Annotated in this window: 13 protein-coding genes; all 13 read left to right on the plus strand. The window is 70.2% G+C overall.

Going from position 1 to position 13,367, the window contains the following annotated elements:
* Nucleotides 1-108: 108 nt before the first annotated feature.
* The 13 genes from scpB to hflX all read left to right on the plus strand — a co-directional run bounded on the left by scpB (nt 109) and on the right by hflX (nt 13,362).
* Nucleotides 109-777 (plus strand): SMC-Scp complex subunit ScpB, encoded by a 669-nt coding sequence (gene scpB, locus RAMLITH_RS00860; RefSeq protein WP_168105454.1) that lies wholly within the window; start codon nt 109-111, stop codon nt 775-777.
* A 3-nt stretch (nt 778-780) separates the two neighbouring features.
* On the plus strand, nt 781-2,274 hold the full coding sequence (locus RAMLITH_RS00865) for a pseudouridine synthase (protein ID WP_181017729.1): 1,494 nt from the start codon (nt 781-783) through the stop codon (nt 2,272-2,274).
* Between the two features lie 178 nt (nt 2,275-2,452).
* A complete protein-coding gene (gene ndk, locus RAMLITH_RS00870; protein WP_168105455.1) occupies nt 2,453-2,878 on the plus strand; it encodes a nucleoside-diphosphate kinase in 426 nt (141 codons plus the stop codon).
* 100 nt (nt 2,879-2,978) lie between these two features.
* A complete protein-coding gene (rlmN, locus tag RAMLITH_RS00875; RefSeq protein WP_168105456.1) occupies nt 2,979-4,127 on the plus strand; it encodes a dual-specificity RNA methyltransferase RlmN in 1,149 nt (382 codons plus the stop codon).
* A 2-nt stretch (nt 4,128-4,129) separates the two neighbouring features.
* A complete protein-coding gene (gene pilW, locus RAMLITH_RS00880) occupies nt 4,130-4,957 on the plus strand; it encodes a type IV pilus biogenesis/stability protein PilW (RefSeq protein ID WP_181017730.1) in 828 nt (275 codons plus the stop codon).
* The gene (locus RAMLITH_RS00885) at nt 4,950-5,897 is read left to right on the plus strand and encodes a helix-turn-helix domain-containing protein (RefSeq protein WP_168105458.1); all 948 of its coding nucleotides are present in this window, start codon (nt 4,950-4,952) and stop codon (nt 5,895-5,897) included. Before pilW ends, RAMLITH_RS00885 begins: the two co-directional genes overlap by 8 nt.
* On the plus strand, nt 5,894-7,150 hold the full coding sequence (gene ispG, locus RAMLITH_RS00890; protein ID WP_168105459.1) for a flavodoxin-dependent (E)-4-hydroxy-3-methylbut-2-enyl-diphosphate synthase: 1,257 nt from the start codon (nt 5,894-5,896) through the stop codon (nt 7,148-7,150). The genes RAMLITH_RS00885 and ispG overlap by 4 nt, the downstream gene beginning before the upstream one ends.
* An 83-nt stretch (nt 7,151-7,233) precedes the next feature.
* A complete protein-coding gene (gene hisS / locus RAMLITH_RS00895; protein ID WP_168105460.1) occupies nt 7,234-8,517 on the plus strand; it encodes a histidine--tRNA ligase in 1,284 nt (427 codons plus the stop codon).
* A 50-nt stretch (nt 8,518-8,567) separates the two neighbouring features.
* The gene (locus RAMLITH_RS00900; protein WP_168105461.1) at nt 8,568-9,251 is read left to right on the plus strand and encodes a YfgM family protein; all 684 of its coding nucleotides are present in this window, start codon (nt 8,568-8,570) and stop codon (nt 9,249-9,251) included.
* A 68-nt stretch (nt 9,252-9,319) separates the two neighbouring features.
* Complete coding sequence (gene bamB, locus RAMLITH_RS00905; RefSeq protein WP_238344003.1) at nt 9,320-10,399, plus strand: outer membrane protein assembly factor BamB; 1,080 nt, start codon at nt 9,320-9,322, stop codon at nt 10,397-10,399.
* The gene (gene der / locus RAMLITH_RS00910; protein WP_168105462.1) at nt 10,399-11,742 is read left to right on the plus strand and encodes a ribosome biogenesis GTPase Der; all 1,344 of its coding nucleotides are present in this window, start codon (nt 10,399-10,401) and stop codon (nt 11,740-11,742) included. Before bamB ends, der begins: the two co-directional genes overlap by 1 nt.
* A 131-nt stretch (nt 11,743-11,873) precedes the next feature.
* Complete coding sequence (hfq, locus tag RAMLITH_RS00915; protein ID WP_168105463.1) at nt 11,874-12,122, plus strand: RNA chaperone Hfq; 249 nt, start codon at nt 11,874-11,876, stop codon at nt 12,120-12,122.
* 61 nt (nt 12,123-12,183) lie between these two features.
* Entirely contained in the window at nt 12,184-13,362 is a 1,179-nt protein-coding gene (gene hflX, locus RAMLITH_RS00920; RefSeq protein ID WP_168105464.1) for a GTPase HflX, read from the plus strand.
* The last annotated feature ends 5 nt before the right edge of the window (nt 13,363-13,367 follow it).

Below are 13,367 nucleotides of genomic sequence, written 5' to 3' on the forward strand. Positions count from 1 at the left end.
GGGCCACCGCCACCAGCCGCTGGTTGTTGCGCGGCCCCGCCAGAAAAAACCGCCCCTGTTCAGCCCTGAGACGCGCCACCGGCGCGCCTCTTCCCGGAACGGCACGACATGAATACGACGGATGCCAGGCGCGTCCTCGAAACCGCCCTGATCTGCGCGCAGCAACCGCTCCCGGTGCGGGAGTTGCGCGTGCTCTTCAACGACGAACTCGGCGCCGACACCATCAAGAGCCTGCTCGGGGACCTGCAGCAGGAGTGGGCGCAGCGCGGGGTCGAACTGGTGCAGGTGGCCAGCGGCTGGCGCTTCCAGAGCCGGCCCGCGATGCGCGAATACCTGGACCGGCTGCATCCGGAAAAGCCGCCCCGCTATACCCGGGCCGTGCTCGAGACGCTGGCGATCATCGCCTACCGGCAGCCGGTCACGCGCGGCGACATGGAGGAAATCCGCGGCGTCACGATCAACGCGCTGATCCTCAAGCAGCTCGAGGATCGCGGGTGGATCGAGGTGATCGGCCACCGCGAGGCGCCGGGCCGCCCGGCGCTGTTCGCCACCACGCGCCAGTTCCTCGACGACCTCGGACTCGCGTCCCTCGACCAGCTGCCGGTCCTGGAAACGCCGGCGCAGCAAGCCGGAATCCTTTCTTCGCTCGGCCCGGCCGGCGACGACAACCAGCCGAGCCTGGACATCGAAACACCTGCCGAGCCCGTGGTCGCGGACGCGGTTGCCGCCACGGATGAACGCGCCGACGACGACCAGGCGCAAGCTGTCGAGACCTGAAGCATGAACGAATCTGAACCCGGCGCAGCGCCCGCACCCCTCGCCGACGAGGCCGCCAACAAGGACGACCTCGCGGTGCCGGCGGCGCCGGCCACGGGGGGCGAAGTGTCCGTCGCCGCGTCCAACGACGGCGACGAGGCGCCACCGGCGCGCGTCGCCGGCGAACGCGACGAGCAGCCGCGGGATGAAGCCGGGGGCGTCGGCGAGGAGGGCAGCGACGACGACGACGATGACGAAGACGAGGGTGGCAACCGGCGCCGCCGCAAGCGGGTCGCCGAACCGGCGGCCGCGCCGATCCGGTTCGCCGACGTCGTCTCGGGCCAGTTCGACGCCCAGGCCGAGAGCGAGGAGGCGGGCGCCGCCAAGCGGGTGCTGGCGCCGCAGGCCGAAACGCCCAAGCTGCACAAGGTGCTCGCACAGGCGGGCCTGGGTTCGCGGCTTGAGATGGAACAGCTGATCATGGAAGGGCGGATCTCGGTCAACAACGAGCCGGCCCACATCGGACAGCGCATCCAGTACGGCGACCAGATCAAGGTCAACGGCAAGCCGATCCGGTTCCGCATCGCCCCGCCGCCGGCGCGCGTCATCGCGTACCACAAGCCGGTGGGCGAAGTGGTGACCACCGACGACCCGCAGAACCGGCCGACCGTGTTCCGCAAGCTGCCGAAGCTGCAGCAGGGCAAGTGGCAGTCGGTGGGCCGGCTGGACCTCAATACCGAGGGGCTCCTGCTGTTCACGAGCTCCGGCGAACTGGCCAACAAGCTGATGCACCCCCGCTTCGGTCTCGAGCGCGAATACGCCGTGCGAGTGCTGGGCGCCCTCAGCAACGAGGAAAAGCAGCGGCTGCTCGATGGCATCGAACTCGAGGACGGGCGGGCGCAGTTCGGCTCGATCGAGGAGGGCGGTGGCGAGGGTGCCAACACCTGGTACCGCGTGACGATTTCGGAAGGACGCAACCGCGAGGTGAGGCGCCTGTTCGAGGCCCTGGGCCATGCCGTCAGCCGCCTGATCCGCATCCGCTACGGCGCCATGATGCTGCCGCGCGGACTCAAGCGCGGCGCCTGGATGGAACTCGACGAGCGCGACATCCAGGCGTTGATGCGGGCCGCGGGCGACAACTCCGGCGGCCGCCCGGCGCCGCGTGGCGATGGCGCATCCGAGGGCGAAGGCGGCGGGCGCAACCGACGGCGCGGCCGCGGCGGCAACCGGGCGGGCGGCCCCGAAGGTGCGCCGCGCAACCAGGGCCAGCCCGGCCAGCGCGGCAACAACGCCGGTGGCGGCCAGCAGCGCCGCAAGGAGCGCGGCGACCGCGGCGACCGGCCCGGTGGCGCGCAACCCGACCCGATGAAAACCTCCTTCGGCTACATCGGCGCGGACAGCTTCACACGGCAACGGCAGGGGCAGGGCGCCAGCCAGGGCCAGCGCCGCCGAGGAGGAGGCGGCGGTGGCGGCGGCGGCGGCGGCGGGCAGCGCCGCGGCGGCGGCCGCGGACGCTGAGGGCCCGTCCACCCGGCCCCTCGCGGCCTGGAGCCGGCAACCCGAGGCGCCGGTGCGGCGGCTCCGATCCGCTCGCCCGGTTAAAATCAATGGCTTTGCCGAACTTCTGCGGCCCCGCGTGCTCCCACAGCGGGGCCGTTGCACACTTTTCACACCAACCTAGCTCAGGAACATCCAGATGGCTCTCGAACGCACCCTCTCCATCATCAAGCCCGACGCCGTGGCCAAGAACGTCATCGGCCAGATCTACGCGCGCTTCGAAGCCGCCGGCCTGAAGGTCGCCGCCGCCCGCATGGCCCACCTGTCGCGCCGCGAAGCCGAGCAGTTCTACGCCGTCCACAAGGAGCGTCCCTTCTTCAAGGACCTGGTCGAGTTCATGATCTCCGGCCCGGTGATGATCCAGGTGCTCGAGGGCGAAAACGCCATCGCGAAGAACCGCGAGCTGATGGGCGCGACCGACCCCAAGAAGGCCGACAAGGGAACGATCCGCGCCGACTTCGCCGACAGCATCGATGCCAATGCCGTGCATGGCTCCGACGCCCCCGAAACCGCCAAGGTGGAAGTGAGCTTCTTCTTCCCCGGCATGAACGTCTATTCCCGCTGAGCATGTGCCTTGAACGCCCCGCCACCGCCGGCCGCCCCCCGGGCGCTCGCCGGCCTGCGCGGGGCGGGCAGGGGACGTGCCGCGCGGGCACCGCCGCCCGATGAACACCAACCTGCTCGATCTCGACCTCGACGGCCTGGCCGCCTTCTGCGAAGGGCTGGGCGAGAAGCGCTTCCGCGCCACCCAGCTGTTTCGCTGGATCCACCAGCGCGGCGCCCGCGACTTCGCGCAGATGAGCGACCTGGCGAAATCCCTGCGCGAGAAGCTCGCCGTCCACGCCCGCATCGAGGGACTGTCCGTCATCTCCAGCCACGAGTCCGCCGACGGCACCATCAAGTGGCTGTTCGACGTCGGCGGCGGCAACGCGGTCGAAGCCGTGTTCATCCCCGAGGACGACCGCGGCACCTTGTGCATCTCCTCGCAGGCGGGCTGCGCCGTCGGCTGCCGCTTCTGCTCCACCGGCCACCAGGGCTTCGCGCGCAACCTCACCACCGGCGAGATCGTCGGCCAGCTGTGGTTCGCGGAGCACTTCCTGCGCGGCCACCTGAAGACCGGCGAGCGCGTCATCTCCAACGTCGTGATGATGGGGATGGGCGAGCCGCTGCAGAACTATTCGGCCCTGGTGCCGGCGCTGCGGGTGATGCTGGACGATCATGGCTACGGGCTGTCGCGCCGCCGCGTGACGGTGTCCACCTCTGGCATGGTGCGCAACATCGACAAACTGGGCGAGGAATGCCCGGTGGCGCTGGCCGTGTCGCTGCACGCGCCGAACAACGAGCTGCGCGACCACCTGGTGCCGCTGAACCGCAAGCACTGCCTGGAGGACCTGCTCGACGCGTGCAACCGCTACCTGGAACACGCGCCGCGCGACTTCATCACCTTCGAGTACTGCATGCTCGATGGCGTCAACGACCAGCCGGAGCACGCTCGCCAGCTGATCGACCTGGTGAAGCACCACGGCGGCACCGGTGTCCCCTGCAAGTTCAACCTGATTCCGTTTAATCCATTTCCTGAATCCGGCCTGACGCGTTCGCCCCACAAACAGGTGGTCGCGTTCGCGAAATTGCTGAGCGATGCTGGTATCGTCACGACTGTGCGGAAGACCAGAGGGGACGACATCGCCGCGGCCTGCGGACAGCTGGCGGGCGACGTCCAGGACCGCACCCGTGTGGGCGAGCGCATCGCCCGGCAACGCACGATCATGCTCAAGCCGGTGCCGGCCGCCATGGCAGTGCGCGACGAGGAGTGAACATGGCAAGGTCCGTCGCCACGACGTGGAACGCGCGGCGCAGCCCGCACTGGGCGGTGCTGGCCGGCGCGCTGCTGCTGGCGCTGGCCGGATGCGCTTCCCAGCCCGCCGACCTGGCGGCCAGCCGCGATCCCCTCACCGAATCGGACGAGCCCGAGTCGCGCAAGCGCGCGCGCATCCGGATGGAGCTCGCCGTGGGCTACTTCGACCAGGGCAAGACCGACATCGCGCTCGACGAGCTGAAGCAGGTGATCGCGGCCGATCCCGCCTTCCCCGACGCCTACAACCTGCGCGGGCTGATCTACATGCGGCTGAACGACCAGCGCCAGGCCGAGGAGAGCTTCCGGCGCGCCGTCGCGCTGAACCCGCGCGATTCCAACGTGCAGCACAACTATGGCTGGCTCCTGTGCCAGCAGGCCCGCTACGACGAGGCGCAGCGCGCCTTCGACGTCGCCATGGCCAATCCGGTGTACGGCGGCCGCGCCAAGACGCTGCTGACCCAGGGCCTGTGCCAGGCGCGGGCCGGGCGCACGGCGCAGGCCGAGCAGAGCCTGGCGCGGGCCTACGAACTGGACGCCGGCAATCCGGTCACCGGATACAACCTGGCGCAGCTGCTGTACCGGCGGGGCGAGTTCCAGCGCGCGCAGTTCTACATCCGCCGCCTGAACAACACCGAGCTGGCGAACGCCGAGACGCTGTGGCTCGGCGTGAAGGTGGAGCGCCGGATGAACGACCAGGTGGCCATGCGCCAGCTCGGCGAGCAGCTGAAGAAGCGCTTCGGCCAGTCGCGGGAGGCGATCGCGTACGAGCGGGGAGCCTTCGATGATTGAGGTGGGCGCACCGGAAGCGCGCGGCACGGATCCGGCGGCCGCCGCCGCGCAGGCGCAGACGGCCGGCGCAATGCTGCGCAACGCGCGCGAGGCGGCGGGGCTGCACGTCGCCGCGCTGGCCGTGGCGATGAAGGTGCCGGTGGCCAAGCTCGATGCGCTGGAGAACGACCGCCACGACCTGCTGCCCGACGCGGTGTTCGCCCGGGCGCTGGCCGCGAGCGTCTGCCGCACGCTCAAGATCGACGCCGCGCCGGTGCTGGCACGGCTGCCGCAGACCGGCAAGCCGCGGCTGGTGCAGGATACCGACGGCCTCAACGCGCCGTTCCGCAGCCCGCGCGACACGGTGTCCTCGCACTGGAAGGACCAGCTCACCCGGCCGGTGGCGCTGATCGTGGGCGCGCTGCTGGTCGGCGCGCTGGTCGTGCTGCTGTTGCCACGGCACCCGGACGAGGGTGCCCCGGTCGCCGGCACTTCCTCGACCGAGGCTGCGGCCACGGCGTCCCCGACGGCGCCGGCAGCCGGCCGCGAAACCGCGGCGCCGGCTCCGGCTGCGGTCACGGCGCCGGCGGAGGTCATGACGGCCTCCGTGGCCATGGCCCCGCCCGCGGCCGCGGCTGCGCCGCCCGCTCCCGCCGTACCCGCGGCCAGTGCCGCGGCTTCGACCGCCGCCGCCGCTGCTTCGGCCCCGGCCGCGCCGGTGGCCACCGGGGTGATCGTGTTCCGCGCCAGCGCGCAGTCGTGGATCGAGGTGCGCGACGCCAAGGGCGCCGTCCCGGTGCGCAAGCTGCTCTCGACCGGCGAGACCGCCGGCGCGTCCGGCGCCATGCCGCTGCAGGTGACCGTCGGCAACGCCGGCGCGACCGAGGTGCAGGTGCGGGGCAAGCCGTTCGACCTGCGCGCGATCACCCGCGACAACGTTGCCCGATTCGAGGTGAAATGACCGATTCCTGCCTGCCAGTGGCGCCGGCGGCGCCACTCCCCCGCCGTTCGCGCCAAGCGCGCGTCCAATGGGGCGACCGCGTCGTCACCGTGGGCGGTGACGCGCCGGTGCGCGTGCAGTCGATGACCAACACCGACACCCAGGACGCCATCGCCACGGCGATCCAGGTCAAGGAGCTGGCCGTCGCGGGCTCCGAAATGGTGCGCATCACGGTCAACACGCCCGAGGCCGCGGCGCAGGTGCCGTACATCCGCGAGCAGCTCGACCGGATGGGGATCGACGTGCCTTTGGTCGGCGATTTCCACTACAACGGGCACCGCCTGCTCACCGACTTCCCCGAGTGCGCGCAGGCGCTGTCCAAGTACCGCATCAATCCCGGCAACGTCGGCAAGGGCGACAAGCACGACCGCCAGTTCGCCCAGATGATTGAGGCCGCGGTCCGCTGGAACAAGGTGGTGCGCATCGGCGTCAACTGGGGCAGCCTCGACCAGGACCTGCTCGCCCGCCTGATGGACGAGAACAGCCGGCGTGGCGAGCCGTGGGAAGCCAGGTCGGTGATGTACGAGGCGCTCGTGAGCTCCGCCATCGACTCGGCGCGGCGCGCGCAGGAACTCGGGCTGCCGGGCCACCAGATCATCCTCTCGTGCAAGGTGAGCGGGGTGCAGGACCTCGTCGCCGTCTACCGGGAACTGGCGCGCCGCTGCGACCACCCGCTGCACCTGGGCCTGACCGAGGCCGGGATGGGCACCAAGGGCACGGTGGCCTCCAGCGTCGCGCTGGGCATCCTCCTGCAGGAGGGCATCGGCGACACGATCCGGGTGTCGCTGACGCCGCAGCCGGGCGAGTCGCGCACGCAGGAGGTGGTGATCGCCTCCGAGATCCTGCAGGCGCTGGGCCTGCGCCACTTCGTGCCGAGCGTCACGGCCTGCCCCGGCTGCGGACGCACCACCAGCACCACCTTCCAGGAACTGGCCAAGCAGATCGACGACTACCTGCGGGCGCAGATGCCGGTCTGGCGTTCGAGGCATCCGGGCGTGGAGAACCTGCGCGTGGCGGTGATGGGCTGCATCGTCAACGGCCCCGGCGAGAGCAAGCATGCCGACATCGGCATCAGCCTGCCGGGCACCGGGGAGGCCCCGGCCGCTCCCGTGTTCATCGACGGCGAAAAGGCGCTGACCCTGCGCGGCGACAACATCGCCGCCGAGTTCCACGAGATCGTGGAGAAGTACGTGCAAGAAAAATACAGGAGCTAGGCGCCGGGGCTGGCGCCGAGGGAAAGCCAACCGCGCCCACGGTTCCCCTGGCCCCTGCCCCGAGGCCTCAGGCCCCAGACCCTATGAACTCGAAAATCAACGCCGTCAAAGGCATGAACGACATCCTGCCGCCGGAATCGGCGCGCTGGGAATGGCTGGAGGACAAGGTCCGCGAACTGATGGCGCGCCATGCGTACCGCATGGTCCGCACGCCGATCGTCGAGCCGACGGCGCTCTTCGTGCGCGGCACCGGCGAGACCACGGACATCGTCGAGAAGGAGATGTACTCCTTCGAGGACCGGCTCAACGGCGAACAGCTGACGCTGCGGCCTGAGAATACGCCCGGCGTCGTGCGGGCGGCGATCGAGCACAACCTGACCTACGACGGCGGCAAGCGGCTGTACTACATGGGCCAGATGTTCCGCCACGAGCGGCCGCAGCGCGGGCGCTATCGCCAGTTCTACCAGCTCGGCGCCGAAGTGCTGGGCTTTCCGGGGCCGGAGGTCGACGCCGAGCTGATGGTGCTCGCGCACCAGTTGCTGGCCGACCTGGGCCTCGCCAACGTCCGGGTCGAGCTGAACAGTCTGGGCGTGCCCGCCGAGCGGCGGGCCCACCGCGAGGCGCTTGTGGCGTACTTCGAGCGGCACGCCGCCCTGCTGGACGCGGACGCCCAGCGGCGCCTGCACACCAATCCGCTGCGCATCCTCGACACCAAGAATCCCGCGATGCAGGAAATGGTGCAGGCCGCGCCGCAATTGCTGGACTACCTGGGCGAGGCATCGCTCAAGCACCTGCACACGGTGCAGAAGCTGCTCGATGCCTGCGGCGTGCCGTGGACGGTCAACGCCCGGCTGGTGCGCGGGCTGGACTACTACAGCCACACGGTCTTCGAATTCATCACCGACGAACTGGGTGCCCAGGGCACGCTGTGCGGCGGCGGACGCTATGACGGCCTGTTCGAGATCCTGGGCGGCAAGCCGACGCCGGCCGTCGGCTGGGGCATGGGGATCGAACGCGTCCTGGAACTGCTGGTGCTGCAACTGGGCGAATTCGGCGCCCCTGCGCCCGATGCGTACGCGATCGTTCCGGCGGCGGAAGCGCTCCCGCTCGCCATGCCGGCCCTGCAGGCCCTGCGCGCCGAGGGCGTCAAGGTGCAGATGCACGCCGGGTCGGGCGAAGGCATGGGCAGCATGAAGTCGCAGTTCAAGAAAGCCGACGGCAGCGGCGCCCGGTATGCGCTGGTGTTCGGGCCCGACGAACTGGCGATCGGCATGGTCACGGTGAAGGCCCTGCGCGACGGGACCGGGGCCCAGGTACAGCGCCCGCTGGGGGGCTGCGCCGATTGGGCGGACACGCTCAAGGCGTAGCCCGCGGGGCGGGCCCTCATACAATCCAAGGCTCCCCACAGAACTCAACCATGGCAAAACAACTCGATCTCGAAGAACAGGAACAGCTTGACGAGCTCAAGCACTTCTGGCGGGAATACGGCAACCTGATCACCTGGGCACTGATCGCGGTGTTCGGCGCGATCGCCGCCTGGAACGGCTGGCAATACTGGCAGAACAGCCAGGCCGCGCAGGCCTCCGCCATGTACGACGAGATCGAGCGTGCGGTGCAGGCCGGGGACACGGACCGCCTGGAGCGTGCGTTTTCCGACCTGAAGGAGCGCTTTGGCCGCACCACCTACGCGCAGCAGGCCGGCCTGCTCGCAGCCACCACGCTGCAGGCCAAGGGCAAGGCCGACGCGGCCAAGGCCACGCTGGCCTGGGTCGCCGAGAAGTCGCCCGACGAGGGCTACCAGGCCCTGGCGCGCTTGCGGCTGGCCGGCGTGATGCTGGAGGCGAAGGCGTACGACGATGCCCTCAAGCAGCTCGCCGGTAATTTCCCCCCGGAGTTCGCGCCGCTGGCCGCCGACCGGCGCGGCGACGTCCTGAGCCTGCAGGGCAAGAAGGCCGAGGCCAGGGCCGAATACGAGAAGGCCTACAAGGCGTTCGACGAGCGCAGCGATTACCGCCGGCTGATCGAGGTCAAGCTCGGCGCGCTGGGCGTCGACGCGAAACAGCTTGCGGCGCCGGGCACCGCGGCGGGAGCCAAGTCGTGACGCGCCGCGCGCTGCGCGCCGCCTGCTCCGCGATCGCCGCCGCCGCCCTCCTGGCCGGCTGTTCGGCCATGCCGTCCTTCCTCGGCCTGGGCGGGGCCGAAAAGCCGAAGCCGGCGGAGCTGGCGCCCAACGTGGCGCTGATCGCGGTGCGCCCCGCCTGGACGGCCCGGGTCGGTGAAGTCTCCGCACCGATGTCGGTGAGCGTGAACGGGAACACGATCGCCATCGCCAGCGTGGACGGCACGGTGGCCGCCATCGACGCGGCGAGCGGCCGCGACCTGTGGCGCGGCAGTGCCGGCGGCCCGATCGCGGCCGGTGTCGGCAGCGACGGCACGACCGCCGCGGTGGTCACCCGCGCCAACGAACTGGTCGCGCTGGCCGGCGGCAAGCCGGTGTGGCGCGAGCAACTGCCCGCCGTCTCCTATACGGCCCCGTTCGTCGCCGGCGGGCGCGTGTTCGTCCTGACCGCCGACCGCTCGGTGAGCGCGTTCGATGCGCGCAACGGGCGCCGGCTGTGGACGCAGCAGCGTCCCGGCGAACCCCTCGTGTTGCGCCACGGCGGCGTGATGCTGGCCGTGGGCGACACGCTGGTGGTGGGCCTGTCGGGCCGGCTGGCGGGGCTGGACCCCTTGACCGGCCGGGTCCGCTGGGAGGCGCCGATCGCGGTCCCGCGCGGCGTGAACGATGTCGAGCGGCTGGTCGACCTGGTGGGCAGCGCGAGCCGCGTCGGCGACTCGGTCTGCGCGCGGGCGTTCCAGGCCGCGGTCGGTTGCGTGAACGCCGCCCGCGGCGCCGTCGCCTGGACCAAGCCGGCCAGCGGCGCCGAGGGCCTGCACGGCGACGAGCGGCTGGTGTTCGGCACCGAAGCCGACGGCAAGGTCGTTGCCTGGAAGCGCGAGAACGGCGACCGCGCCTGGGTCAGCGAGCTGCTGCGCCACCGCGGCCTCACCGCACCGCTGTCGCTGGGCCGCTCGGTCGTGGTCGGTGACAGCACCGGCCTCGTGCACCTGCTCTCGCGCGAGGACGGCAGCCCGCTCAACCGGCTCGCCACCGACGGCTCGCCGATCATGGCCGCGCCGGTCGTCGCCGGCAACACGCTGGTCGTGCTGACGCGCAACGGCGGCCTCTACGGGTTCATCCCCGAGTGATGAAACCCGTGATGGCCCTGGTGGGCCGCCCCAACGTCGGGAAGTCCACCCTCTTCAACCGGCTCACCAAGTCGCGTGATGCGATCGTGGCCGACTTCGCGGGGCTCACGCGCGACCGCCACTACGGCAACGCGCGCCAGGGGCGGCACGAGTTCATCGTCATCGACACCGGCGGCTTCGAGCCGACGGCCGAGAGCGGCATCTACATGGAGATGGCCAAGCAGACGCGCCAGGCCGTCGCCGAAGCCGATGTGGTGATCTTCGTGCTGGACGCCCGCGGCGGCCTCTCCGCGCAGGACCACGACATCGCGAGCTACCTGCGCAAGCTGGGCAAGCCCACGATCCTGGCCGCCAACAAGGCGGAAGGCATGACCGAAGGGGTCCAGCTCACGGAGTTCTACGAGCTGGGCCTGGGCGAGGTGCACGCGATCTCCGCCGCCCACGGGCAGGGCATCCGCAGCCTGGTCGACCTGGCGCTCGCCACCCTCAACCTGCCCGAGGAAGAAGAGGAAGAGCAGGCGGTGGACACCGGCGTCATCAAGCTCGCGGTCGCGGGCCGCCCCAACGTCGGCAAGTCCACGCTGATCAACACCTGGCTGGGCGAGGAGCGGCTGGTGGCCTTCGACCTGCCTGGCACCACGCGCGACGCCATCTCGGTGCCGTTCGAGCGGGCCGGCCAGAAGTTCGAGCTGATCGACACCGCCGGCCTGCGCCGCAAGGGCCGCGTGTTCGAGGCGATCGAGAAGTTCTCGGTCGTCAAGACGCTGCAGGCGATCGAATCGGCCAACGTCGTGCTGCTGCTGCTGGACGCCACCCAGGGCGTGACCGACCAGGATGCCCACATCGCCGGCTACATCCTGGAAAGCGGCCGGGCCGTCGTGCTGGCCGTCAACAAGTGGGACGCGGTGGACGAGTACCAACGCGAGCAGCTGCAGCGGCAGATCGAGACCAGGCTCGCCTTCCTCAAGTTCGCGCCCATGCATTTCATCTCGGCGATCAGGCGGCAGGGACTCGGGCCGGTGTGGCAGTCGATCGCGCAGGCGCACCGCTCGGCCATGATCAAGATGCCGACGCCGGTGCTCACCCGGCTGTTGCTGGAAGCCGTGCAGTTCCAGCAGCCCAAGCGTTCCGGCATGTTCCGGCCGAAGCTGCGCTACGCGCACCAGGGCGGCATGAACCCACCGGTGATCGTGGTCCACGGCAACTCGCTCGAGCACGTGACCGAAGCGTACAAGCGGTTCCTGGAAGGCCGGTTCCGCAAGGAGTTCAACCTGATCGGAACGCCCTTGCGCATCGAGATGAAGACCTCGAAGAACCCCTACGCCGAAAAAGAAAATAGCTGAGGCTCTTGTACTCGCGCAAGGCGCCGCCAAATAGTGGGGACTGAACACTTCCGGCCGCACGCGCCCAGCGTTGCGCTGTGGTAAGGTGCAGTTTCCAACAACATTTCCGGCCGCGGAACACGGAGAATATCGTGAGCAACAAAGGGCAGCTTCTACAAGACCCATTCCTGAATACCTTGCGCCGCGAGCATGTGCCGGTGTCGATCTACCTCGTCAACGGCATCAAGCTGCAGGGGCAGATCGAGTCCTTCGACCAGTACGTCGTCCTGTTGCGCAACACGGTGACGCAGATGGTCTACAAGCACGCGATTTCCACCATCGTGCCGGGCCGCGCCGTGAACTTCTCCACCGCGGAAGGCACGGAAGCCGGCACCACCTGAAGGCCCCGACGCCAAGGGGGGCCGGTCGACCGCCTGACACCGAACCCCGACCCACCCGCACTTGAGTTTTCCTGAACAGCCAAATAGTCCCGCCACCCCCACCATCCTGGTCGGGGTGGACCTCGGGCTGCCTCACTTCGACGCCGAACTGGAAGAGCTGGGCCTGCTGTCGCAGACGGCCGGGCTGGCGCCGGTGGCGCGCGTGGTCTGCAGGCGCAAGGCGCCCGACGCGGCGCTGTTCATCGGCAAGGGCAAGGCCGACGAGATCAAGCAGCTGGCCGACGAGATGGGCGCGGCCGAGGTCCTGTTCGACCAGGCCCTGAGCCCGGCGCAGCAGCGCAACCTCGAGCGCCATCTGGACCGGCCGGTGAACGACCGCACCTTGCTGATCCTGGAGATCTTCGCCCAGCGCGCCCGCAGCCACGAAGGCAAGCTGCAGGTCGAACTGGCGCGGCTGCAGTACGTCAGCACGCGGCTGGTGCGGCGCTGGTCGCACCTGGAGCGGCAGGCCGGCGGCGCCGGCGTGCGCGGCGGCCCCGGCGAAAAGCAGATCGAGCTGGACCGCCGGATGATCTCGGAAGCGATCAAGCGCACCCGCGAGCGGCTGGTGAAGGTCAAGCGCCAGCGCCAGACGCAGCGGCGCCGCCGCGAGCGGCAGGGCGCCTTCAACATCTCGCTGGTCGGCTACACCAACGCCGGCAAGTCGACGCTGTTCAACGCGCTCGTCAAGGCCGGCGCGTACGCGGCCAACCAGCTGTTCGCCACCCTCGACACCACGACGCGCCAGCTGTATCTGGGCGAAGCGGGCCGGTCGGTGTCGCTGTCGGACACGGTCGGCTTCATCCGCGACCTGCCGCACGGCCTGATCGACGCGTTCCAGGCCACGTTGCAGGAGGCCGCCGACGCGGACCTGCTGCTGCACGTGGTGGACGCCGCCAACCCGAACCACCCGGAGCAGATCGCCCAGGTGCAGCAGGTGCTGCACGAGATCGGGGCGGGCGACGTGCCGCAGCTGCTGGTCTTCAACAAGATCGACCTGCTCGAGCCGAGCAAGCAGCCGCGCCGCGAGGTCGACCAGTTCCAGCTCGAAGGCGTGCAGGTGCCCCGGGTCTTCGTCAGCGGGTTCACGGGCGCGGGCCTCACCGCCCTGCGCGCCGAGCTGGCCCGGGAAGTGGGCGAGCGCAGCCCGCCGGCGGCGCAGGAAGACCCGAACCCCAAGGTTCACGACAGCCACGCCTGATTGGG

Source organism: Ramlibacter lithotrophicus (genome assembly GCF_012184415.1).
Taxonomy (GTDB): Bacteria; Pseudomonadota; Gammaproteobacteria; order Burkholderiales; family Burkholderiaceae_C; genus Ramlibacter; species Ramlibacter lithotrophicus.